A 21,794-nucleotide genomic window follows, 5' to 3' on the forward strand; every position below is an offset into this window, starting at 1 on the left:
CGTGCATTCTGAAATTTTTCGATTTTAGGCATTGTTCAATATGAAAAATGATGTGTCCGGATTGTCGACAGAGAGCGTTGCTTCTTCCGCATGCGAATTACCGATGGGTCAGCAGGGTGGGGGACTGCGTTCCCTGGTGATCTTCTGCGTTCTTTTCGTTCTCATTGCAGCGCCAGCATTCTTCGGTGGTTACGCGATGAACTCCGAGGAAAACCCCTCGATCTTCAGTGCGGCCTATGATCTTCGGCTGTTTTATCCCGGACAGAATCGCATCATGGCGGTGCTGCCATTTCTGACGTCGTGGCTGGAGACGCCGTCGCGCATTGCGATGGGACATTTCTTCCTGGCTTGCGGCATCGTCAGTGCCGGCCTGGCCTTCTTTGCGTCGTCGCTGCCGCGCGCAATGTTCTATCCGTTCTGCGCTCTTCTCTTCGCTCTGATTATTATCGTGTTCGGCGGCGGCAGATACCCGTTCCATCTGAGCTCTGCCAATCCGTATGTCGTGCCATTCTCGCTTTGCCTTATCAGCTACGTCTTGCTGTTTAAAATTCCGGCGGCACGAGTCTGGTTCCGTCTGTTACCCGCCGTTGCGGTATTTCTCATTGCGTTTGCTGCGGGAGGCATGAATCCGTCCGCGACGCTGCTATTGGCAATCTTCCTCTCGTTCTGTATCGGGGCGCTGTTTCTCGATCAGGTCGATCTGCGGCGCACGAATATCAAAGACGTGTTCGGGGTCACCATGCGGTTTGTCCTCAGACATTGGATACTGTCGCTGGGAATAGTCCTCAACCTGGCGGCAACCGCTGGCGGTTTCTTGCTGAGCGAGCAGTACAAGCTCAATTTTCCGCAATATGTAAGGTCCAATTACTCTGTCACGAGCTACACGAATTCGGGGCTCTCTTCCGCGTCAATGCGGGACGCGTTTGTCTATCTGAACGAGTTTCATGCACCCGGGAGTCTATTCGGCGTTACCGGACTTCCATACCTGATGACCGTGCTTTGTCTCTCGGGGCTCCTGAGTGGATGGCTTTGGATCTCCCGCAGGAAAGCTGGCTCTGCCGTTTCCCGATACTATCTTGGCGCCTTCCTCTTGTGGGCCAGCGCGATCGTGATGATCCTGGTGCTGTCCCAGAATTCGCATATTCAGCTTGTGAGAAATCTGGTTCAGGGGAGATATTATTCCATTCCCTTGTACGGGCTTGTTCTGTCGCTTTGCGTCACGGGCGCAGCCGCGGTCGTTGATTTCGCGCCAAAACTCAGCCCGGGATCGTCGAGATATGCCGGAGTGCCCTGGGTCGCAGCATGCCTGCTGTTGACGATGGCGACACTGTGGGGGCCACTGAAGGACAGGTCGTTCAGCATGGATATCCTCCAGCGCAATCCGACCAACGAACCTGCTGCGGAGAGGCTTGCGGCGCTGGATATCCAGGCGCTTGTCGGAAATTACTATCTGGTCTGGGACATTCAATATGAGGTCAATCGCTACAGCCCCGGTGTCCCGCTAATTACGCCCGTGACAACGAGATCCGAGGCGTTTGGGCTGAATGGCTTCAGGCCGTTGCTTGCGAAACTGGGACACGCAAAGAGCTTCCGTTTCGCGTGTGTTGAATTGCTTGAGCCGGTACCCGGCCTGGACGAGCCTTGCGCACCGCAGATCGCCATGTATCGGAGCCAGGGCGGTTTTCCCCTGGGCGATATTCGCGAGGTCGAGAAGATCAATGTCAGTCGATACAGGCTTACTGTGTCCGAGGTGACCCTCGCAGGGCCTTCCGATCCGGCCGATTGTGCGCCTTCACAGATCACCTTCCGGGCGACCCCAGTTAGCTCTGCCGCGCAAGGGCACGATGTCTACACGCTGGATGAGGACAGCTTTGTCGACGTGCAGCGCCCGGCGGATCGCACCGACTGGGTCATCAAATTTGCCAATGATGTTGGAGAGCAGACCGTGACTGTTCCTTCGCAAAGTCGCACGGAGCTTCACTTGCTCAAAAATCGCGTGCTGATCGTCGGTCAAGGCTGCCGTCTGCTCGTTGCACGGTTGGGCGGTGACCGGTTGCTTCCGAAGGTGATGCAGTTGGACGTCAAATAGGGCCGTATCTGTCGGCGTCCGGCGTTTTCGCCGAGCGACCATACGGCGTGGCAAGGCCAATCAGGCCTCTTTCGGCAATTCGTGCATCTCGCTCGGTCGAGCGATTTTCTCCGCGCTGAACAGCCAAACGAGACCTCCGAATGCGCCTAGCACGAAATAGACGGCACCATAGAGCAGTGAAACATTGACGCCGTCGCCGGCCGCCATGCCCGCATATCCGAACGCCAGCCCCATCGTCGTTTCCCGCAGGCCCCAGCCGGCAATCGAAACGGGGACCATTGTGATCAGAATGACGGGCGGAAGCAGCAGGAAGATCTCGCCGAACGATACGGAGGCAAGGATTGATTGCACGACACACCAGGCGCTGAGCACCGAGAGCAGGTGCGTGAGAAGGGAGAGTGCAACGACCTGAGGTCCGTCCGTCCGATCGAACAGTGCCCGGGTCGCAATATCGGAGCAGGACCGGATATGGTGGAGGATACGCCAGTCGCGTATCCATGGGATGAATCCCAAAATAAGGAACCCGCCGCAGCTCGCGAGGGCGATCAGGTCAACGAGCAGCAGGGCAGAGCGACCGATCGGGCTCGTGATGAGGCGAAGGCTCCATGGCAGGCTGGCTACGATGATGATCGCAAGCGCTATGAGGCCGACAGCCCGGTCGACAAAAATGGAATATGCAGAATTGCGCCACCCGGTGCCGGTACGGCCGACCAGCCACAATCGCACCGCATCGCCGCCAATCGACGAGGGCAATGTCTGATTGAAGAAAGATGCAATCATGTTGAAACGAAATGCCTGCATCGGAGCAAGTGGTGCGCCGCAATAGGCGCTGATCCGGCGCCAGCGCCACGCCCCGATCACCACCTGAAAAAAAGCGGTGAAGATCGCGGCACCCAGCCAGCACAGGCTTCTGGCATCAATCTTCGATGCCAGAACCGAAAAATCCGTCTTGCGCATCGCCGCGTAAAGTAATGCCAGTGTTATGGCAATTTTGGCTGTAGAAAGCGCAATTCGGCGCATCGTTCGCGCTTCGCATGTTCGAGTGCATCACCAGCGATGCAGGACATATTGTATCCAGCAGTGCTTCGTATTGCTTTATGGCCTGCGATGCAACCGCTGCAACCTGTCCGGTCGGGCGCGGGAGACTGACAGCGTCAGCCCCGGACCGGTAAAAGCTCCTCGAACCATCGATTCTGCTGCGAGGCGATGAATGCGTCCGAAGACAGGATGATGTCCTGGCTGATCTGGTCGAGGGCCGTGCGATTTTCGACAGTCTGCGAGACGATGGCTGCGGCGCGTTGCGCATCGCCAAAGGCGAAGGTCGGAACGCCCTTGATGTAAGGAAGGCATTGGAGAGCTTCCTCGCTCGAGATCATCGGCGTGCCATAAGCGACGGCTTCCGCCATCTTGAACTTCAGGCCGTAGGTGTTCTTGATCGGCGATATCATCGCGTCACAGGTCTTGAAGAGATCTTCGACGGTCTGCATGTCCGAGAAGCCAAGATATTCGATTTGCGGATGATGCCATTCCGCGGGAACGTCAGCCGGAGAGGCGCCGACAATTCGAATTCTGATCGAAGGCGATGTCTCGGCAAGCAGCGGAGCCAATTTCGTGGCAATGAATTCGATGGCTTCGTGATTTGGATAATGTGCAATATTGCCCACAAAGAACAGCGTATTGCTTGCGGAGTAGGACCAGCGCGGCCGGGGATCCAAGTAGGGCGTGATGACGCCCTTACGGTCGCCGGGAATGTGATTGGGCAGGTCGTTTTTGTTGAGCGCAATGACCTTGTCGGCTAGCCGATAGGCTTCGCGTTCAAACTTCCCGAGCCGCGAGGCGCTTATCCGCGCGGAGAAGCGATCGTGTTTGATCAGGCCGAGTTCGATCATGTCGCGATAGAATTCTTCTTCGCGATTGAACGTAACGATCGCCGTCTTGATCGGTCCGCGCAGCGTCTGCGGACAGAACAATGCGGTGAAAACATAATCTATGACGATCATGTCCGCGCCCCAATGGCGCATCGCCCAATCCAGGGCTTCGTCATACTGTGGCTGATAGCGAGCTTCGAGCTCCCAGGGAAAATATACGGCGACGAGCGCGGCGAAACGCAGGGTGCTGGCCAAGGTATTTTCGCTCTGGTGAAAAGTTCCTTCGCGGCGCGGAATGATGATGTGCTCGACACCCTCCGTTTCCAAGAATTCCTTCGTTGCGGCCAGATCCAGCAGCGTGGGCGCTGCAAGCACACGCAGGTTGATATTGGGGTCGCGGTTCAATCGGATTACATGGTTCCGGCTGGCAATATTGCCGCCATTGGTCGCCGACGAAAGAGGAGTGACGGTGAAGTAGATGACCGTGAGTTTAGTATCGCTCATTGCAAATATGCTTCTCGTTGTTCGTCAGTACGCCGTATTCGTCCTGTCGAGGCGACATTCAGCGAAATGCGATCCTGGTCTATGGATCCAATGGTCGTCAAAAATGTCCGGGAGCCGGTCTCGGCAGACGCGCGATGACTGCAGTCGAGTTAGCGTCCGCGCGATATAACACGTTCGAAGAAGGTCGATGGTTTTTTGGCGACGCCGCTTTCGAGCTCGGCAATTTTGCGGCGCAGGTCGCGGATCGTTGTCTGGGCGAGCTCAAGTTCTTTGACGCCACCGGTTCGTTCCACGATACGCCGCAGCTCTCCAAACGAGGCCCCGTCACGAGGGACCAGCAGAACGTCATCGACGCATTGCTTATGCACCATTGTGCTGCCGATGAAGGACAATGCATCTTCGGCTGGAGCCAGGTTACCGCCGTGTTCGATGTTGAACGGCTCGAAATTGTCCCAAAGGAAATGAGTGAAATCAAGCGGGTCAAACCGCTGCAGTAACGCGAGAGCGTAGGCGTTTATCTCAAGATAGATGGCTGGCCGAAATTTGGCGATCAGAGCCTCTGCGCCTAGCAACGCAGACGGCTCGTAACCCTCGACATCCAATTTGATGAAGTCGACGTTCGGGTGTTTGAAATCCTGTGCGACGAAATCGTCCAGGGCAATTGTGTCAAGTTCGATGACTTCGCCTTTCTGGGGGCGATCGCCTGTTACAATGTGGCTTCCCGCGCCGAAGACTGATTCATGAAAACGCACCTCCTCGGCGCAATGGCTGATCGGCCGCGCGATAACGGTAACGTTCTTGACGTCATTCAATTCAAGGTTGCGGCGAAGATATTCGGCGTTCACGGGCGAGGCTTCAAACGCATAGATATGCCCACCGGGGCATCGCGTGGCCATCATCAGGGCCGTCGCGCCGATATTTGCCCCACAGTCGAACGACACCGAATGCTCGGTCAGGTGATTGCCGACATAGTGCCAAAGGCTCGGGCTGCCGTTGAGAAAATTCTCAAGATTGGCAAAATAGTGATCATTGGGATTTCCGGTTATCCAAACCTGCGCCCAGCCGAAATTTATCTGTTTTGCGTCTCGATTACTCTTCATTTCGGCTTACCAGTCAGTGCTCCGGTTGTAATCGTCAGTTGTGACGATGAAAACTTAGTGCGAATAGAAGTCAATGATAGTCTTGGCCGATTGTCCAAGATCAAAAGACTTTTATAGCCGCGTGTTTTCGCTGTAGAACACAATCGGGAAACTTTGCTTTGCAGAGTTGCGTAATATTTCATTTTATGACGAGGGATAGAGGGGGTACCGGTCCCCGATCTCTTGACAGCCACCTTATAACCACATCACGATGAATGATCACAACGAGTTGTTCAGTCGATGGGGACAACGGGTCGATGGCTGGGACGCCTGCGTCCGTTGGGTTTGTTCGGGCAGGGGGCCTCGGCTATGGATTGCCGGGAATACTGATCCGGCGGCTGTGCGGGCTTGCTTCTGAACCTTCCGGATCGCAAACCGCCGATGACAATTGACCAAGTCGATAGACCGAGAAAGTGACATGCAGCGCCTGCACGGGGCGAGCATTGAAGTATTGATAAAGGCATCTTGCATGGCAGAAGCGGGACACCACCGTGCCTATATCGACGCCCTTCGAGGCTATGCAATCCTGATCGTTCTTGTGGTCCACACGCTCGTGTTGAACAGCGATGTCTGGCCGGTACTGACGAAGCAGCTCCTGCGCGGCGGCTTTGGCGTGCAGCTGTTTTTCGTTGTCAGCGCTCTGACGTTGACGCAGTCCTGGCGGGAGCGCGGCGATGGTACGTTGGCGTTTTACATTCGGCGGCTGTTTCGCATCGCCCCGATGTTCTGGGCGGCGATTATCGTTTTCTACTATCTCCCATGGCCATGGGGGCCTTTCTGGAACCACGAGAATATCACGCTGGCCGACATGCTGCTGACTGCGGCGCTCGCCCATGGCATCCACCCCATCACCTTCAATGCCGTGGTGCCGGGAGGATGGAGTATTGCGGTCGAAGCGGGCTTTTACCTCATTTTTCCCTTGCTCATGATGCTGGCGACGTCGTTACGCAACGCGCTGATCATCCTTGCCCTCGCATTGTCATCCACCTGGGCATGGACGCGCCTGGCCTTGTTTCTGTTTGCTGACTCCGGGGCTACCGGCCCTGCGCAGGAATACTACGCCACGCGCTGGCTCCCATCTCAGCTGCCGGTCTTCATGTGTGGTGTTGTGACCTATTACCTTATCGGTGCCAGTCAGTTGCGCCGGGAAGGCTTGCGCGCAAAAGCTATTTTACTGTCGGGCCTGGCCGTTTTCCTCGTTCTTCCGTATCTGCCAATTCCGGCCACGGCGATCTGTTCGGTTTACGCGATCGTATTCTCGGTCATCGCCTACGGCCTCGCGGTTGGTGGCGGCGGCCAATGGATGGTCAATCCGGCCATCTGCTGGCTCGGCAAGATAAGCTTCAGCGCCTATTTCTGGCATTTCGCCGTCCTCAGTATTCAGTCGCCGACGATCTTCTCGTTTCACGGAACGTTTTCATTCTTCGCCTGCGTCCTGGCGGTGCTGCTACTCACCATCGCCGGCTCATCGGTGACATATCTTTTGATCGAGGAACCCATGATCCGGCTGGGGTCGCGATTGGCGCGCAAACTGAAGAACTCCCAGGTTGTGGCAGCCCCGGCTGCGCCCGCTGAGACGTTCGCCATTGCCGGCGCGAATGTCGCCAAGAAGAATTAGTGGCAGGGGCGCTTTGCGGATGTTGAGAATGGGTCATTTGATCACCAGCGACGTCGCGCGCCGGTGTTTTGCGGTGCTGTTGTTCGCTCTGGTTCTTGGGCTGCTCGTTTTCCGTATCACGAACAGCCTGGAGCTGGGGGACGAGGTCTATAACGCCGCTTTTGTGGACGACTGGTTGAAGGGCGGAATCGCCACCAGTACATTCCTGGTGCTGCACCAGACCGCCGCGCTGATCAGTTACCCATTCGTCATCGCCTTCTATCACGCGACCGGCTCGACGGACGGATTGCTGCTCTTTTTGCGCGTGCTGTTCCTTGGGGGGAATCTCATAGCGGCGGTTGCGCTTTATGTTTTCCTGCGCCGGAGCGTCGGCACCGCCTGCGCTTTTGTGGCGATGCTGGCGATGCTGTCATTCATTCCGTCGGGCGCGCCTACAGCCTGTTATGCAGCGTGGGGAAGCCAGTTTCTTGCAGCCGCGCTGGGCATGCTGGGGCGGGCGCTCAGCGCGCCGTCTCCGCGTCAGGCGACGGTCTGGTACTGGATGTCGGCGCTCGCCTGGTCGTTGATGGCGGTCGCTTACCCGCCGATGTTGGCGGCCGCGTTCGCGTGCCTGGTCATCTTTGGCTATTCGGCAGGCTATCGCGCGGCGTGGCGTTACGGCCTGATGATCGTGACGTGTCTTGTGGTTGCGGCGCTCGTCGTGGGTTGGGTTCTCACCTGGGATCGGTTGATCGAGAGTTTTAAATTTCTCGCAGCGTTCAACGGGTCGGAGGATCTCGGCAAGAAGATCAAGTTCACGACCGATGTCTTCTCGGCCAATCCATATTTTTGCGTCATGCTGTTGCTGGCCATCGGCATCGGCATTCTGCGTCGCTACATCGATGATCGTCTGTCCGCCATATTGGCCGCCATTCTGCTTGGCAGCTTGCTGTATTGGCCGGTATTTCCCGCGGCGATGCTCACGCAATCGGGCGACGTAGTGATGCTGGCCGCCGCCACCGGCCTCGGACTGCTCCCTGATCTCAGGCCGGGAGTCGAGGTTGAGCCGCGCCGCAGGATCCTGGCCGTGCTCTATGCGACGAGCTTGTGCGCCGCGCTTGTGACATCGGTGACCGCAACGGTCAGCATCTGGTGCTTCATGATCGGCGGACTTCCGGGGGCGATTCTGGCGGTGGCGAGTTTCGGAATCGCTGCGGAGGCACGGCGATATGCGGTCGTGGCGCTGGCCGCGCTCACGGGCGTCATTCTCATGACGAGTTTGACGCTGTATTCGGGCGAGTGGCCGCCGGTGCGCGAGCGCGTTCGCATCAGCTGGGGGCCGGCCAAGGGGCTGGCCGTGCCGCACTGGGAAGCGGCGCTCATCGACATGATGCGGGATGACATCAACCCACTGATCAAGGACGGCGGCACGATTTTGGTCGAAGGGCGCTATAGCGGTCTGGGGGTGCTTTCACCCGCACGCACCAAGGCGTTGTCGATCTACATGTTGCATGTCGAGAACACGACCGATCGTGCGATGAAACGGGTCGCCGAATTCTACAGCCAGAACGCCAATCGCCCCGACGTCGTCGTTATCTACAAGGACGGCTTGGTGCCTTATCTCGATCCATTCGGTGACAAATTCACAGAGTGGTACGAGCAGCTTTCGACAAAGCAGTTTGGAGTGGGAGTCGTGACTGTCTTTCGAAAGAAAGCGGGGCAGGGCTAGAACGGGGCAGGTCGGAGCTCTCCTTCCGGGAGAGCAGCCAGGTGCGTTGATCAGCCCTCGCCGGCGCGCTCTCCAATCCCTATCTGATCGGTTGTTTGACAATGGAATATCGACGTTTTTCCTCACTGGTACTGATCGCCAGCGTCTGGTTCTGCATCCTGTTTTTAAGTGCGCGGGCGACGCCGTCCGCTTTTGTGTTCGGCGACGAGGCCGGCTACTTCCTGCCCATCGTTTTTGGTGCTGCGCCCGCGAATTACCAGAAGTGGGGCGCGGTGATGGAGTACCCGGCCTATCTTTACTTCTGGCTCTACGCATTTCTGCCGCGCGACAATCTCCATCTCTGGATCAAGGCGCTGAACGCCATATTTATCGCGGGGGCCGGGCTGCCGGCCTATCTGATCGCAAGGCGGTTCGTCTCCGGGATGCCGGCAATCTTGTTCGCCTGTTTCGTCATCGCGACGCCGATTGCGTCGTTCGTGCGCTATGTGATGCCGGAACCAATGTATTTCTTCGGTTTCTGGTGCGCGCTGTGGATCATCTGGCGCGCGCTTGACCAGTCCGAATTCGCCGCCGCGGTTGCCGGTGGCTTGGTGCTTGGGCTGCTGGCGCTGGTCAAGCCGCATGCGGTTGCGCTGGCGATCGCGCTGTCATTGTTTCTCGTGGCGAGACAATTGAAGGTTCGCAGCCTGTTGGCAGCTATCATTCAGTTCGGTCTATTTATCCTGGTGCATGCGGGCGTTGGCTATCTGCTGACGGGACATCCTGTCTGGTCGCTTTCGAGCGGATCCTACGCAGGGACGATGCAAACGCGCATCGACATTTCTGCGGTGCTCATCACTGTGACAGGCCACGGAGCGGCGCTCGTGACGCTGCTCGGACCGCTGTTGATCGTTCCCGTCGTCATCTGGTGGCGCGATCGATCAAGCGCGGCGGGGCAGTTCAGCCTGCTCGCCGCATGCCTTCTTTTGGCGATGCTCGCGATGACCGTCTATTTCTCGCAGGGCGTCTATCAGATTGCGCCGGCGACCGAGCGGATTACACGTCTGCACGGGCGCTACTATCTCTATGCATTCCCGCTTTTGCTTCTGCTCGGAATGGTGGCTTTGGATCGCGCTCCGTCGGTGCCGATATCATCGAAGCTGTGGCCATTGACAGCCCTGGTCGCTGCTCCGCTGTGCGGCGCGGCGATCCTGTTGTTCTACGAGGTTGGCCCGGTGGATTTCCCCGATCTTGCATTATGGGGCGGACGTTATCTGTTGCCGGTGTCCATCGCGCTCGTCGTATTGCATGCAGGCGTCGGAATCTATGGCCGGTATCGCGCAAGCGCGCGGCAGATTTTCGCGATCGCGTGCGGTGTATTCGTTCTGTGCGAGTTGGCGACCACCGGCGCTTTCCTCCTTGCTGCGCCGCTGACGCTGAGCACGAAACCGTTTAACGCGGCTTTCTTGAATGGCTCTTCGAACAGTCAAGTGATGCAGTTGATCGGTCGATCCGATGGCCTGGTGATCGGCCGGGCGGCGAAAGCGGATGACCTCGCCCGCGCCTTGTTCTATCTGAAGTCGCTCAGCCTCGGCCGATTTGCGCCTTCGAACGATCAGGTTGATGACACCAATATGCCGGACGGTATCAAGTGGGCGCTGGTGTTGCCGGGCGTTACATATCTCGGCGCGCAAAGGGTGGTGATGGACGGCGAGTTTGCCGTGGTGTGGCGGGACGCCAAATAGCTTCCCGCGTCCGCGATATCTTCTCGGGGTGTGGTTCCCGGGTATTCGGTCTCAGCCGGACACGCGCGAGACGCTTATGGGCAGATCGCATTCCACCTCGATACGTCCGCGGGAGATGCAGCGCGCCTGAATGCCGAATTCGAGGTCTTTGAGAGAGAAGGCGAGGCTGACCTGGCCTCCTGCGGCCTGAACATCCCGGCCTGAATAGTCTTGGGCCACGACGACGCGTCCCTGGTCTCCCAGGATGTCGCATCGAACAACGCTACCCGGTTCGGCCGGATCGGATACCCGGAGTCGGAACGATGCCGTATAGTCGCCGCTCTCCAGAGGCATGTAGGGGCCATAAACCATTATGCCGTTGGTGCCGGCGGGGCACCGTATGGCCTCATGGTCGCCAACTTTGATACGGTCTCCCGCGAGCGACAGATATCTGCGTTGACGCTCCGGCCATGCAGCAGCAAAAATTCGGTCCATCTCGGTCTTGAGTTCTGCCGGGCGCGGCTCCGAAGCCTTGCGTGCTTCAAGCCACCAGATGAACGAATTGTCCGGATCATGTTCGGCCGTCAGCAGACGCTCGGCATAGGTGAAATCCGGATCCACGATCGTGGGATCAAGCGGCAGCATCCGGCCAGTTCGAGGATCCCGACAAAGCCATATGCCCTTGACCGTGATCACTTCGAAACCGGATAACTCGGCAAGTTTGCGGGCTTCCGCCGGTGTCACTTCGACAGTGTGCTCCGGATGACTCCAGATCAGCGGCTCGGTGATGAGGCGGTTGGGACTGTCGACAATCAACAGTCCTCCCTGTTTCAGGACGCGATGACTCTCAAGAAAGAATCCGATCACGTCCTGTGGCCAGAGATGTTCCAGATTTTGTCCCGAGAACACAGCGTCGCAGGTTGCATCCGCAACGGCATTCATATCGCCGGCGGTGTTCGCAATCCACTCGACATTGTCCGGCAGATCCGCCGGCTTCGGGCTGTAGAATTCGATGCCGATATGCCGGCCCTGATGCCCGGTTCGCGCTGCAATCCAGTCGAAATACCATCGCCCGGCGCAGCCGGCACTGAGCAGTGTCCCTGAGAATCGCGGTAACTGCCGAAGTCGCGCGGAGCGTGAGTCGTGTAGCGTGTGATTGATGTCGGGCAGTTTGGTGTTGACCGGCGCCCGTCCCGAACCACTGCTTCTTGCCAGCACAAAGGCGTCGATATGATCGCGGAGCGCGATGAGCTTGGCCTTCGCCAGGCGTAATATTTTGAGACGGATGGTTCCTGCGACGGCCTGGAGACGAAAGATCAAACTCATGAGGTCATCTCCACGAGGAGCTAAGTGAGAGGATCGGTTTCTTAAAGGTGTCTTTTATCCCGGGAACGGAGCTGATAGTTTGCGCGAAGCCATCACGTTGACACGAAATGGATGCATGAGGTCAATGGCCCGTTCGCTCTGAACGCGTTTATTGGATTTCATCTGGAAAGGCCTGGGATCGATATGGCTGATGCTGGCAGCACCGTGGGAGAAACGAACGCGCCCTTGCACGGTATCGTTGAAACGTTGAAGTCCCAGATAGTTACTCATGCTCTGCCGCTATGGTCGTCCGAGGGATGGGATTCCCGGGCCAGTGGGTTCATCGAAAAATTCGACGCCCATGGCAAGGCCGATGCCTCGGCCCCCCGCCGGGTCCGCGTGCAGGCGCGCCAGATCTATTGCTTCGCCAAGGCTGCACAACTCGGCTGGTATCCGCAGGGTGCCGAGATTGCGCGGAAGGGTCTGGACTACATGCTGGCCAAGGCGAAAGCGCCGGATGGCAAGCCGGGCTTCGTGCATATTCTTGCGCCCGACGGCTCGGTGCTGAATTCGCTGCGCGACACCTATGACCACGCTTTCGTGCTGCTGGCGTTGGCGGAGGTCTACAAGCTCGACAAGGACGCGCAGGTGCGCGCCGAGATCGATTCACTGATGCACTTCTTCGATACCGCGTTGAAGTCGCCCGACGGCGGCTATCTGGAGGGGGTGCCAGCGTCGCTGCCGCGGCGGCAGAATCCGCAGATGCATGCGTTCGAGGCGCTGATCGCGACATTCGATGCGACGCATGACCAGAGTTTCCAGGCGCGGGCAGGCGATCTGTTCGGATTGTTTGTCGGCAATCTCTTCGACGGGCAGACGAACGCGCTCGGCGAATATTTCGAGCAGGACTGGTCCCGGATCGCGCCTGTCAGTGTCGAGCCCGGCCATCAGGCCGAGTGGGTCTGGCTGCTCAAGCAGTTCGAGCGCATTACCGGGTGCCCAACTGGGAAATATCGCGCGGTGCTGCTCGAATCGGCACTGCGCTATCGCGATGCCACTGGTTGCTTGACCGACGAGGGGGACGTCCAGGGCAATATCGTAAAATCGACGCGGCGGCTTTGGCCACAGACCGAGATCATCAAGGCCTGGCTGGCACAAGCCGAGTCGGGTGTCGACGGCGCGGCCGATGAGGCGCGTGCGGCGCTGGCCAGGTTGGACAAGCACTATCTGCAGCACCCGGTCAAAGGTGGGTGGTATGATCAGTTCGATGCCGAAGGGCGGTCACTGGTAGACACGATCCCGGCGTCGTCGTTCTATCATATCCTGTGTGCTGTCGCCGAAGCCGAGCGCGTGTTGGGATCCGGCGCTCAATAGCTCTTGCCGAATAGTGCAAAGGGCTGCGCATCGCGGACACGCTGACTGACGAAATCCATGTCCCGCACGAACATCTCGTCGTGCTCGCCGCCAGGTTTCAGCGATCGCGTCGCCGGATCATAGGCCACCGGCGCGAAGCCGTGGCTGCGCAGATGCGCGCGAATGCCGTCCACGGTTTCGCCGTAGCGTTCGATCAGGCCATTGATCTCCACCATGACCACCTTGAAGGCGGGATTGGCGAGGATGCGTGTGGCGCCGCGCAGCACATGCATCTCATACCCCTCGACATCGAGCTTGAGCGCACGAGCCTCGCGGTCGCCCACGATGTCATCGAGGCGGCGTTGCGGCACCACCGTGCCGCCGCCATCCACCACATGATTAAGCCCGTGCTGGCCGACCGAGATGGTCAGCGAGCCGTCGGCATCGCCGACGGCTGCGTTATGCAGTTCGATGCGATCGTCGAGCCGGTTGAGGCGCGTATTGTCAGACAGCGTGCGAAACGTATCCGGCGCCGGTTCGCAGGCGATCACGTTGCATCCCGTGCTCTTGCCGGCGAGCAGGCCATAGACGCCGACATTGGCGCCAACATCGAGCAAAAGATCTTCCGCGCGCAGGAAGTGGCAAAAGAAACCCATATTGCTGAAATCATAGAGCTGATGGAGATACAGGCCGGTGGCGAAATTGCTCTGGTTGGGCACCATGATCTGCAGGTCGTTCGGCAGCGGCAGCACCACTTTGTGGTTCATCGCCTTGCGCGCCAGATTCCAGCTTACATAGTCGAACAGCGTTTTGGCTTTGCGATCAGCGCTCAGCGGATGCGCGAGGATTTCGCGCACGACGCCGTAACGCTCCATGCCAAGTTTGAGATAACGGGAAAGTCCTGAGGTCATTGCGCGGAATCCAGACGGAGTGGCGTAACTCGGTGAGTGATGGCCGCCCCCGATCGTCGCGAGACCGACTTCCGTAATGTTCAGACACATTGCGCAGGTATCGGCGTGCCTGTCAGCTTAAACCGGGCGATAGCGTTAAGAGCAGTGATCGCGTCATCGAATGGACCAGATGCAGCGCCTGTGGCCGCCGGATGATGCAATGCTGTGATGAAGATGTACCGACTGCGTTGCTTTTGAAGCAAATGCGACTTGTCTGGATCGCGCGGATCAGTTGCGCGGCTTCGCTCGAAACACAACGAAATGCGACATGGCAAAGTTCACGACAAAAGCCGTGAAGATGGCGCAAATTTTGGCGGCATAGACCGGCATGACATTGGAGAGCACCAGCAACGTCGCCGTATTGGCGACCATGCCCAGCAATCCCGACGCTGCAAAGACGAGATAGTCCTTCCAGCGCAGCACGCGGCCGGATTCCGCCCGGAACGTGATCATGGTGTTCATGACATAGGAACACGACACCGCGACCATCCAGGCCATCACATTGGCCGGCACGATCGGGATATTCAGCACGAGATAGGTGATGCTGAAGACCCCGAAATCGATGACCGCATTGGCAATGCCGATGACGCCAAAGCTGATCATCTTGGTCACGGTCGGGTGACGCAGCCAGGTTTCGGCCGTTTGAAGCAGTTTCAGCATCCAGTTTGGTCGCAATCTTCGGAAATCGGTCGCTGCATAGCAGGATCGGATTGCGAAGTCCGGGCTTTTTGCGGATGCGGAGCAGCTCCGCGCTAGTTGCCGCGGTCGTCGGCGATCACCTTGCCGTCATTGGGGAGGGAGCCGGGTGGCACCAGTTCCACGGTCCCGCCAAGCTTGCTCACCGCCCGCAAAGTGGCGGTAACGGCTTCCAACAGGCTGGCATCGCTATTTGCTTCGGCTTTCAGCACCATCACGTCGCTCTCGCCGGCCCGCGAGACCACCAGCCGGAGGCGGCCGAGCTCCGGATGCCGCTTGCCGATCTCCGCGATCTGTTCGGGGCGGACGAACATGCCTTTGACTTTTGTCGCCTGGTCGGCGCGGCCCATCCAGCCCTTGATCCGCATATTCGTCCGTCCGCAGCCGCTGGGGCCGGGCAGGGCAGCAGTCAGGTCTCCCAGAGCAAGTCGGATCCAGGGATGATGCGGGTCTAGCGAGGTCACGACGATCTCGCCGACATCGCCGGCGGCCACGGGATCGCCGGTGCCGGGGGCGACGATTTCCAGGATCAGGTCTTCGTTGACGATCAGTCCGTCCCGGGCCGAACTCTCATAGGCGATGACGCCGAGATCGGCGGTGGCATAGGCCTGATAGGCGTCGATGCCCCTGGCCTTGATGTCGGCCTGCAGGGAGGGCGGGAAGGCGGCGCCGGACACCAGTGCCCGCTTGATGGAGGAAACGTCGCGCTGGGCCTTCCCTGCGGCGTCCAGGAGGATCTTGAGGAAGTCCGGGGTGCCGGTATAGGCGGCCGGGCGATAGGTCTCGATCAGCTCCAGCTGCTGGTCGGTATTGCCGGGCCCGGCGGGAATGACGGCGCAGCCGAGTGCACGGGCGGCGCCGTCGAAGACGAAGCCGCCGGGGACGAGATGGTAGCTGAACGTGTTCAGCACGATGTCGCCCGGCTGGAACCCGGCAGCATGCAGCGCGCGGGCACCATGCCAGGGGTCGGCCTGTTTCGATTCCGGCTCGAAGATCGGGCCAGGGGAGGTGAACAGCCGACCAAACGAGCCCGGTTGAGCCGCGACGAAGCCACCGAAAGGCGGTTTGGCCTTGTGCAGGGCCGGCAGGTCCGATTTCCGCAGCACCGGCAGCTGCGCCAATGTCGCGGCGCTGACGATGGCCGCCGGATTGATGCCCTTCAGATGTTGCGCATAGGCCGGCGCCTGCATGGCATGGCGCAGCACATCCGGCAGCCGCGAGAACAGATTGGCATCGCGGTGCGACGGATCGCAGTTCTCTAGGCTGTCGAAATGGCGCATCTGCTTGTTCCTGGTGGTTGCGACGTTGCGGTCGTTCCTAACGCCTGGTCTGTCGTGCTACGGGACAATTATGTCGTCAGAACGTATCGTCCATTGGCTCGAAAGCTGGGGCCATCTTGATCTTCCAGCAGCGTGCGTCCTGGCGGCTTTGGTCGTTGCGTCCTCGTTCCTGCCATTTCCCCGGACCTTCGTTTTCATCGGCGCGGGTGCCGCATTTGGCATGCGCTCCCTGCTGGTCATCCTTCCGGTTGCTGCCGTCGCATCGGTTCTGGCTGCGTTGCTGGCGCGCTACGTGCTGCGCGACTGGGTCGAGCGTCAGATCGAGAAGCGCGCGACCTGGCGTCTGATCGCGCAGGCTGTGAATGACGAGGGGTGGCGCATCATGGCCTTGATGCGCTTCTTCGGCCCGATGCCGAATTCCGCGCAAAACTACCTGTTTGGCCTCACCAAGATCGGTTTGCTGCCCTATTTCCTGATCACCTCGATCTGCACGATGCCACAGCTTGTTTTCTTTAATTATCTTGGCGCGTCCGGCCGCGCTTTGCTGCTGGAAGATGGGTCGTCCCTCAAGCGCGGATTGATCGCCGCCGCTGCGCTCAGCATGGCGGCCATCGTTTTCATCGTCTCCCGCCGCGTGCGTGCGATCCTGGCGCGAAAGACCGGTGTGATCTGCGCTGGCTCCGTCTGCGGCGAGCAGGTCGTGCAAAACTAGAGCCACCGTTTCCGCCGCTTGAAGCTCTTGAGGTTCTTGAAACTCTTGCGCTGGTCGCCGGCGCCGCCGAGATAGAACTCCTTCACGTCCTCATTGTCGCGCAGCTCGTCGGCGGTGCCGTCGAGCACCACCTTGCCCTGTTCCATGATGTAGCCATGGCTTGCGACGGATAGCGCAGCGCGGGCGTTCTGCTCGACCAGCAGAATGGTCACGCCGAGATCGCGATTGATCTTCTTGATGATGGCGAAGACTTCCTTCACTAGCAGCGGTGACAGGCCCATGGATGGCTCATCCATCAGGATGATCTTGGGCCGTGCCATCAGCGCGCGGCCGATCGCGAGCATCTGCTGCTCGCCGCCGGAAAGATAGCCGGCGAAGCCGGTGCGCTCCTTCAGCCGCGGGAAGTACTCATAGACCATGTCGATATCGCTGGAGACCTCGTTGTCGCGCCGCGTGAAGGCACCGAGGCGGAGATTTTCCAGCGACGTCATGTCGGAGACGATGCGGCGGCCTTCCATCACCTGAAAAATACCGCGGCGGACGATCTTGTCGGGATCGGTGCCGTCGATGCGCTCGCCGTCGAACACGATCTCGCCGCGCGTAACCTCGCCGTCCTCGGTCTTGAGCAGGCCGGAGATCGCCTTCAGCGTGGTCGACTTGCCGGCGCCATTGGCGCCGAGCAGCGCGACGATGGCGCCCTTCGGCACCTCCATGCTGAGGCCGCGCAGCACCAGGATGACGTCGTCATAGACGACCTCGATGTTGCGGACATCGAGGAGGGGGGCGGGGGCTGCTGGTGAAGATGTTCGGCTCAGCTCAGCGGTTTCAGTCATGTGGCTTTATCCAACAGATCGAACGCGGCACATTGCTTCTCCCTTTGTCATCACCCGCGAAAGCGGGTGATCCAGTAACCGGCGGCGGCAGGGTTCAACCGCGATGCCGGTGTCTACTGGGTCCCCCGCTTTCGCGGGGGACGACAGTCAGGCGTTCAAACTACCACCCATGCCATTCCGGCTTGCGCGGCAGATCCACTGTCTTCACCTTCTCGAGCTTGATCGTGCCCTTCGCCATCAGGTCGTTGAGATCGCCATCGGTCGATCCCGAAACCTTAGAGCGGTAGAGATCGACCTTGGTCGTTGGGCGATGATCTTTGTCAGTCCAGGTCGAGGGATTGCAGACGCCTTCCATGCCGCCGGGCACCCAATCCTTCTTCTGATAGAAGCCCTTGGCGACGTTCTCGCCACCGGTGCCGCCATTTTTCGCGGCCCATTCGATCGCTTCCTTCATGTAGAGCGAGGTGCAGATGCCGGCGATGTAATGCGCCGGACGATAGATCTTGCCCGAGGGGTCGGAGATCTTTGAGATCTCCTGCACCGTCTTCATGCCCGGCGCATTGCCGCCCCAGCCGACCGCCGTGCGCAGCGGGAAGATTACGCCATCGGCTGCATCCCCGGCAGCTTTCGCGGCATTCTCGTCCATGCCCCACACATTGCTCATGAACTGGACATCGACGCCGGCCGCCTTGCAGGCCTTCATCACCGAGATGTTCGAAGCAGCCGTATTGCCGAGATACGCGTAGTTCGCGCCGGCGCTCTTCAGGCTGAGGCACTGCGCGCTGTAGTCACCCGGCGAGAGTGCAAAGACGAGTGGCGGCAATACTTCAAAGCCGAGTTCGGCGGCGAGCGCTTCACCCGCAGCCTTCGGCGCGTTCGGATAGGGATGATTGGCGCCCATATGGACATATTTGGGCTTGCCGGTCTTGCCCTTGGCCTTCCAGTCTTCCGCCGCCCAGGTGAGTTCGGCGCGCAGCGCGTCCGAATAGCTCGGGCCATAGAAGAAATTATACGGCGCAGGCTTTGCCTTGCCGCCGGCGCCGGTCGGGTCGGTCAGCGCCGCGGAGTAGGAGCCGGAGATGTCCGGGATCTTGTCCTGCGCGAGGAAACCCGTCAGCGCTTCGGTGTCGGCCGTGCCCCAGCCCATGATGGCCGAGACCTTCTCGCCGCCCGACCACTTCTTGTACAGCGCGATCGCGCGCGGCACCTGATAGCCGTAGTCGTTGCTGTCGAGATTGACCTGCTTGCCGCCGATGCCGCCATTCTTGTTGATCCAGGCGAAGGTATCGACCACGCCCTGGCCATAGGGCGTGCCGACGTCCGACGTGCCGCCGGAATAGTCGGCGAGATGACCGACGGCGATCTGCGCCTGCGCCGATGCGGAGGCGCCTGCAACGAGAAGAGCGAGTGATGCAGAAGTCAGAAATGATTTCATCGTCATGAGCATTCTCCCGGTGTTTTATGGTCTTGAGCAGTCCGCCGTCCTCAATGCGAGAACGGGTAGAGTTTCCAGTAGGCCTTGATCTGTCGCCAGCGATGCGCGAGCCCGTCCGGCTCGAACACGAGGAAGGCGATGATGATGACGCCGATGGCGATCTCGCGCAGAAATGTGAGGTTGTTGTTGAGGGCCAGCGCCTTGTCGATGACGCCGCCCTTCAGCTCCATGCTGATCCATTCCATCGCTTCCGGCACCAGCACCACGAAAGCGGTGCCCATCAGCGTGCCCATGATCGAGCCGGTGCCGCCGATGATAACCATGGCCAGGAACAGGATCGATCGTTCGATGCCAAAGCCCTCGTTGGAGACGACGAGCTGGTAATGCGCATAGAGCGCGCCGGCGATTCCAGCGAAGAAGGCGGCGAGGCCGAAGGACAGCGTGCGATATTTGGTGAGATTGATGCCCATGATCTCGGCAGAGAGATAATGGTCGCGCACCGCCACCAGCGCGCGGCCATCGCGCGAGCGCATCAGATTGGTGACCAGCAGATAGCTGACGACGACGTAGGCCAGCACTACGTAAAAATACTGCCGGTCGCCGCGGAGCACATAGCCGAAGATCGAGAACGGTTCGGCCATCGCCGGTACCGAGCCGCCGGAGAACCATTCTGCACGGGAGAAGAAGTCGATCAGGATATATTGGGCGGCCAGCGTGGCGATGACGAGATACAGCCCCTTCAGCCGCGCCGCCGGCAGGCCGAAGATCAGGCCGACAATGGCGGTGACGATGCCGGCCAGCGGGATCGCGAAGAACACCGGGATCGACGTCTTGTTGGAAATATAGGCCGAGGTGAAGGCGCCGAGCAGGAAGAAGGCAGCATGGCCGATGGAGATCTGGCCGGTGAAGCCGACCAGAATGTTCAGTCCGAGCGCGGCGATGCCATAGATGCCGATCTGGATCAGGATGCTCAGCCAGTAATCGCTGAACACCAGAGGCGCGAGGCAGGTGAGCGCGATGCCGAGGATCGCAAAATTGCGGCTCGTTTTGGTCGGAAAGATCGTGGTGTCGACCGCGTAGGAAGAGCGGAAGTCACCGGCGGGGAGGAGTGTGGAATTGGCCATGGCTTACACCCGCTCGATGTCTTTGGTGCCGAACAGGCCGTAAGGCTTGATCATGAGAATGATGATGAGCACGTAGAACGGCGCGATCTCGTAGAGATTGCCCCAGTGCAGATATTCGCTGTCGATGAACTGCGCGAAGTTTTCCAAGAGCCCGATGATGATGCCGCCGACCACGGCGCCCGCGATGGAATCGAGGCCACCGAGAATGACAGCCGGGAACACCTTGATGCCGTAAATCGACAAGCCCGACGAGACGCCGTTCACGACAGCGACGACGACACCGGCGACGGCAGAGACCATGGCCGAGATCGCCCAGGCCATGGCGAACACGGTCTTGACGGAAATGCCGAGCGATTGCGCGACCTGCTGGTTGAACGCCGTTGCGCGCATCGCGAGGCCCCATTTCGAGACCTTGAAGAACCATGCCATGCCGAACATCATCAGCACGGAGACCACGAGGCTCATCACATAGACGGTCTGGATCTGCAGGCTGCCGATCGACACCGCCTGGCTGGTGAAGACGCGCGGGAACGGCTGCGGGCTGACGCCATAGATCCATTTCAGCGCCGCCTGGAACACCGCCGAGAGCGCGATGGTCACCATGATCACCGAGATGATGGGCTCGCCGATCAGTGGCCGCAGGATCACGACCTGGATGAGGATGCCGAAGGCGAACATGAAGACCAGCGTCATCGGCATGCCGAGCCAGAACGGCACCTGATATTTGGTCAGCAGCGTCCAGCACACCCAGGCGCCGATCAGCAGCAATTCGCCTTGGGCGAAATTGACGACCTGCGTCGCCTTGTAGATCAGCACGAACGACATCGCGACCACGCCATACAGCGTGCCGACCACGAGGCCGTTGACGAGGAGCTGGAGGAGGAATTGCGTATTCATGGCTGAGGCCGCAGTGCTAACCTTTCCCCGCTTGCGGGGAGAGGTCGACCGGCGAAGCCGGGCGGGTGAGGGGGAGCTTCCACATGCGCGGGGCTGATGAAGTTCGCACGGCGCGGTCGCGACGCCTGCGGCACGCATCCACTGATGCGGAAACCAAGCTCTGGAACAAGCTGCGCTCGCGCCAGATCGATGGCTATAAATTCGTCCGACAGCAGCCTATCGGGCCCTACACGGTGGACTTTGTCTGCCGTGAGCAACGGTTGATCATCGAGGTTGATGGCGGCCAGCACGCCGACAGCGCTTCGGATGTCGTGCGAGATCGATGGCTCGTCGATCATCGCTACCGTGTGCTGCGCTTCTGGAACAACGATGTCCTTAGCAATATCGACGGGGTGCTCGAAGTCATTGCGATGGCGCTTGGGGAGGCTCCCCCTCACCCGGATCGCAAGGGCGATCCGACCTCTCCCCGCAAGCGGGGAGAGGTTAGCTAGAGCCGGGGCGGCGGCGCGCGTTAACCCCTCCCCGCTTGCGGGGAGAGGTCGACCGGCGAAGCCGGGCGGGTGAGGGGGGCTCTCAATGA

Annotated in this window: 18 protein-coding genes; 7 read left to right on the top strand and 11 right to left on the bottom strand. The window is 59.5% G+C overall.

Annotated elements, in window-relative coordinates:
- Positions 1-40 precede the first annotated feature (40 nt).
- On the top strand, positions 41-2,089 hold the full coding sequence (locus AC1RQ5_RS11705) for a hypothetical protein (RefSeq protein ID WP_493199091.1): 2,049 nt from the start codon (positions 41-43) through the stop codon (positions 2,087-2,089).
- A 60-nt stretch (positions 2,090-2,149) separates the two neighbouring features.
- Here AC1RQ5_RS11705 and AC1RQ5_RS11710 read toward each other — a convergent pair whose 3' ends face one another.
- The 3 genes from AC1RQ5_RS11710 to AC1RQ5_RS11720 all read right to left on the bottom strand — a co-directional run bounded on the left by AC1RQ5_RS11710 (position 2,150) and on the right by AC1RQ5_RS11720 (position 5,561).
- Entirely contained in the window at positions 2,150-3,109 is a 960-nt protein-coding gene (locus AC1RQ5_RS11710; protein WP_493199093.1) for a lysylphosphatidylglycerol synthase transmembrane domain-containing protein, read from the bottom strand.
- A 134-nt stretch (positions 3,110-3,243) separates the two neighbouring features.
- Positions 3,244-4,461, bottom strand: coding sequence for a glycosyltransferase (locus tag AC1RQ5_RS11715; protein WP_493199094.1), 1,218 nt, complete (start codon positions 4,459-4,461; stop codon positions 3,244-3,246).
- Positions 4,462-4,610: 149 nt separating this feature from the next.
- Positions 4,611-5,561, bottom strand: coding sequence for an FkbM family methyltransferase (locus AC1RQ5_RS11720; protein WP_493199096.1), 951 nt, complete (start codon positions 5,559-5,561; stop codon positions 4,611-4,613).
- Between the two features lie 457 nt (positions 5,562-6,018).
- Here AC1RQ5_RS11720 and AC1RQ5_RS11725 point away from each other — a divergent pair, with 457 nt between their 5' ends.
- The 3 genes from AC1RQ5_RS11725 to AC1RQ5_RS11735 all read left to right on the top strand — a co-directional run bounded on the left by AC1RQ5_RS11725 (position 6,019) and on the right by AC1RQ5_RS11735 (position 10,650).
- The gene (locus AC1RQ5_RS11725) at positions 6,019-7,218 is read left to right on the top strand and encodes an acyltransferase family protein (protein WP_493199098.1); all 1,200 of its coding nucleotides are present in this window, start codon (positions 6,019-6,021) and stop codon (positions 7,216-7,218) included.
- Positions 7,219-7,246: 28 nt separating this feature from the next.
- Entirely contained in the window at positions 7,247-8,926 is a 1,680-nt protein-coding gene (locus tag AC1RQ5_RS11730; protein WP_493199099.1) for a hypothetical protein, read from the top strand.
- Positions 8,927-9,027: 101 nt separating this feature from the next.
- Entirely contained in the window at positions 9,028-10,650 is a 1,623-nt protein-coding gene (locus AC1RQ5_RS11735) for a hypothetical protein (RefSeq protein ID WP_493199101.1), read from the top strand.
- A gap of 51 nt (positions 10,651-10,701) precedes the next feature.
- Here the strand turns inward: AC1RQ5_RS11735 and AC1RQ5_RS11740 are convergent, their stop codons facing one another.
- Positions 10,702-11,955, bottom strand: a complete 1,254-nt coding sequence (locus AC1RQ5_RS11740; protein WP_493199103.1) for a methyltransferase domain-containing protein — start codon at positions 11,953-11,955, stop codon at positions 10,702-10,704.
- Between the two features lie 183 nt (positions 11,956-12,138).
- Between AC1RQ5_RS11740 and AC1RQ5_RS11745 the strand changes: the two genes are divergently transcribed.
- A complete protein-coding gene (locus AC1RQ5_RS11745; RefSeq protein ID WP_493203393.1) occupies positions 12,139-13,308 on the top strand; it encodes an AGE family epimerase/isomerase in 1,170 nt (389 codons plus the stop codon).
- Here the strand turns inward: AC1RQ5_RS11745 and AC1RQ5_RS11750 are convergent.
- The 3 genes from AC1RQ5_RS11750 to AC1RQ5_RS11760 all read right to left on the bottom strand — a co-directional run bounded on the left by AC1RQ5_RS11750 (position 13,302) and on the right by AC1RQ5_RS11760 (position 16,213).
- Positions 13,302-14,198, bottom strand: coding sequence for an FkbM family methyltransferase (locus AC1RQ5_RS11750; RefSeq protein WP_493199105.1), 897 nt, complete (start codon positions 14,196-14,198; stop codon positions 13,302-13,304). The genes AC1RQ5_RS11745 and AC1RQ5_RS11750 overlap by 7 nt on opposite strands.
- A gap of 267 nt (positions 14,199-14,465) precedes the next feature.
- Positions 14,466-14,897 (bottom strand): GtrA family protein, encoded by a 432-nt coding sequence (locus AC1RQ5_RS11755; protein WP_493199106.1) that lies wholly within the window; start codon positions 14,895-14,897, stop codon positions 14,466-14,468.
- Between the two features lie 92 nt (positions 14,898-14,989).
- Positions 14,990-16,213: a phenylacetate--CoA ligase family protein gene (locus tag AC1RQ5_RS11760; protein ID WP_493199108.1), complete on the bottom strand. Its 1,224-nt coding sequence runs from the start codon at positions 16,211-16,213 to the stop codon at positions 14,990-14,992.
- Between the two features lie 70 nt (positions 16,214-16,283).
- On the opposite strand from AC1RQ5_RS11760, the gene AC1RQ5_RS11765 reads away from it, so the two are divergent.
- A complete protein-coding gene (locus AC1RQ5_RS11765; RefSeq protein WP_493199110.1) occupies positions 16,284-16,925 on the top strand; it encodes a TVP38/TMEM64 family protein in 642 nt (213 codons plus the stop codon).
- Here AC1RQ5_RS11765 and AC1RQ5_RS11770 read toward each other — a convergent pair.
- The 4 genes from AC1RQ5_RS11770 to AC1RQ5_RS11785 all read right to left on the bottom strand — a co-directional run bounded on the left by AC1RQ5_RS11770 (position 16,922) and on the right by AC1RQ5_RS11785 (position 21,214).
- Positions 16,922-17,758 carry an ABC transporter ATP-binding protein gene (locus AC1RQ5_RS11770; protein ID WP_493199112.1) on the bottom strand — a complete coding sequence of 279 codons (837 nt, stop codon included), beginning with the start codon at positions 17,756-17,758 and terminating at the stop codon, positions 16,922-16,924. The two genes, AC1RQ5_RS11765 and AC1RQ5_RS11770, sit on opposite strands and share 4 nt — an antisense overlap.
- Before the next feature lie 160 nt (positions 17,759-17,918).
- A complete protein-coding gene (locus AC1RQ5_RS11775) occupies positions 17,919-19,199 on the bottom strand; it encodes an ABC transporter substrate-binding protein (protein WP_493199114.1) in 1,281 nt (426 codons plus the stop codon).
- 44 nt (positions 19,200-19,243) lie between these two features.
- Positions 19,244-20,317 carry a branched-chain amino acid ABC transporter permease gene (locus AC1RQ5_RS11780; protein WP_493199116.1) on the bottom strand — a complete coding sequence of 358 codons (1,074 nt, stop codon included), beginning with the start codon at positions 20,315-20,317 and terminating at the stop codon, positions 19,244-19,246.
- Between the two features lie 3 nt (positions 20,318-20,320).
- The gene (locus tag AC1RQ5_RS11785; RefSeq protein ID WP_398480831.1) at positions 20,321-21,214 is read right to left on the bottom strand and encodes a branched-chain amino acid ABC transporter permease; all 894 of its coding nucleotides are present in this window, start codon (positions 21,212-21,214) and stop codon (positions 20,321-20,323) included.
- An 83-nt stretch (positions 21,215-21,297) separates the two neighbouring features.
- Between AC1RQ5_RS11785 and AC1RQ5_RS11790 the strand changes: the two genes are divergently transcribed.
- The gene (locus AC1RQ5_RS11790; protein ID WP_493199118.1) at positions 21,298-21,705 is read left to right on the top strand and encodes an endonuclease domain-containing protein; all 408 of its coding nucleotides are present in this window, start codon (positions 21,298-21,300) and stop codon (positions 21,703-21,705) included.
- Positions 21,706-21,794: the final 89 nt, after the last annotated feature.

It is taken from the genome of Tardiphaga sp. GW821-FHT12E02, assembly GCF_058807155.1.

Excerpts from the sequence above, each read along its gene's own strand:
- AC1RQ5_RS11705 (WP_493199091.1), top strand. The coding sequence starts at position 41 with ATGAAAAATGATGTGTCCGGATTGTCGACAGAGAGCGTTGCTTCTTCC.
- AC1RQ5_RS11710 (WP_493199093.1), bottom strand. The coding sequence starts at position 3,109 with ATGCGCCGAATTGCGCTTTCTACAGCCAAAATTGCCATAACACTGGCA.
- AC1RQ5_RS11715 (WP_493199094.1), bottom strand. The coding sequence starts at position 4,461 with ATGAGCGATACTAAACTCACGGTCATCTACTTCACCGTCACTCCTCTT.
- AC1RQ5_RS11720 (WP_493199096.1), bottom strand. The coding sequence starts at position 5,561 with ATGAAGAGTAATCGAGACGCAAAACAGATAAATTTCGGCTGGGCGCAG.
- AC1RQ5_RS11725 (WP_493199098.1), top strand. The coding sequence starts at position 6,019 with ATGCAGCGCCTGCACGGGGCGAGCATTGAAGTATTGATAAAGGCATCT.
- AC1RQ5_RS11730 (WP_493199099.1), top strand. The coding sequence starts at position 7,247 with ATGGGTCATTTGATCACCAGCGACGTCGCGCGCCGGTGTTTTGCGGTG.
- AC1RQ5_RS11735 (WP_493199101.1), top strand. The coding sequence starts at position 9,028 with ATGGAATATCGACGTTTTTCCTCACTGGTACTGATCGCCAGCGTCTGG.
- AC1RQ5_RS11740 (WP_493199103.1), bottom strand. The coding sequence starts at position 11,955 with ATGAGTTTGATCTTTCGTCTCCAGGCCGTCGCAGGAACCATCCGTCTC.
- AC1RQ5_RS11745 (WP_493203393.1), top strand. The coding sequence starts at position 12,139 with ATGGCTGATGCTGGCAGCACCGTGGGAGAAACGAACGCGCCCTTGCAC.
- AC1RQ5_RS11750 (WP_493199105.1), bottom strand. The coding sequence starts at position 14,198 with ATGACCTCAGGACTTTCCCGTTATCTCAAACTTGGCATGGAGCGTTAC.
- AC1RQ5_RS11755 (WP_493199106.1), bottom strand. The coding sequence starts at position 14,897 with ATGCTGAAACTGCTTCAAACGGCCGAAACCTGGCTGCGTCACCCGACC.
- AC1RQ5_RS11760 (WP_493199108.1), bottom strand. The coding sequence starts at position 16,213 with ATGCGCCATTTCGACAGCCTAGAGAACTGCGATCCGTCGCACCGCGAT.
- AC1RQ5_RS11765 (WP_493199110.1), top strand. The coding sequence starts at position 16,284 with ATGTCGTCAGAACGTATCGTCCATTGGCTCGAAAGCTGGGGCCATCTT.
- AC1RQ5_RS11770 (WP_493199112.1), bottom strand. The coding sequence starts at position 17,758 with ATGACTGAAACCGCTGAGCTGAGCCGAACATCTTCACCAGCAGCCCCC.
- AC1RQ5_RS11775 (WP_493199114.1), bottom strand. The coding sequence starts at position 19,199 with ATGACGATGAAATCATTTCTGACTTCTGCATCACTCGCTCTTCTCGTT.
- AC1RQ5_RS11780 (WP_493199116.1), bottom strand. The coding sequence starts at position 20,317 with ATGGCCAATTCCACACTCCTCCCCGCCGGTGACTTCCGCTCTTCCTAC.
- AC1RQ5_RS11785 (WP_398480831.1), bottom strand. The coding sequence starts at position 21,214 with ATGAATACGCAATTCCTCCTCCAGCTCCTCGTCAACGGCCTCGTGGTC.
- AC1RQ5_RS11790 (WP_493199118.1), top strand. The coding sequence starts at position 21,298 with ATGCGCGGGGCTGATGAAGTTCGCACGGCGCGGTCGCGACGCCTGCGG.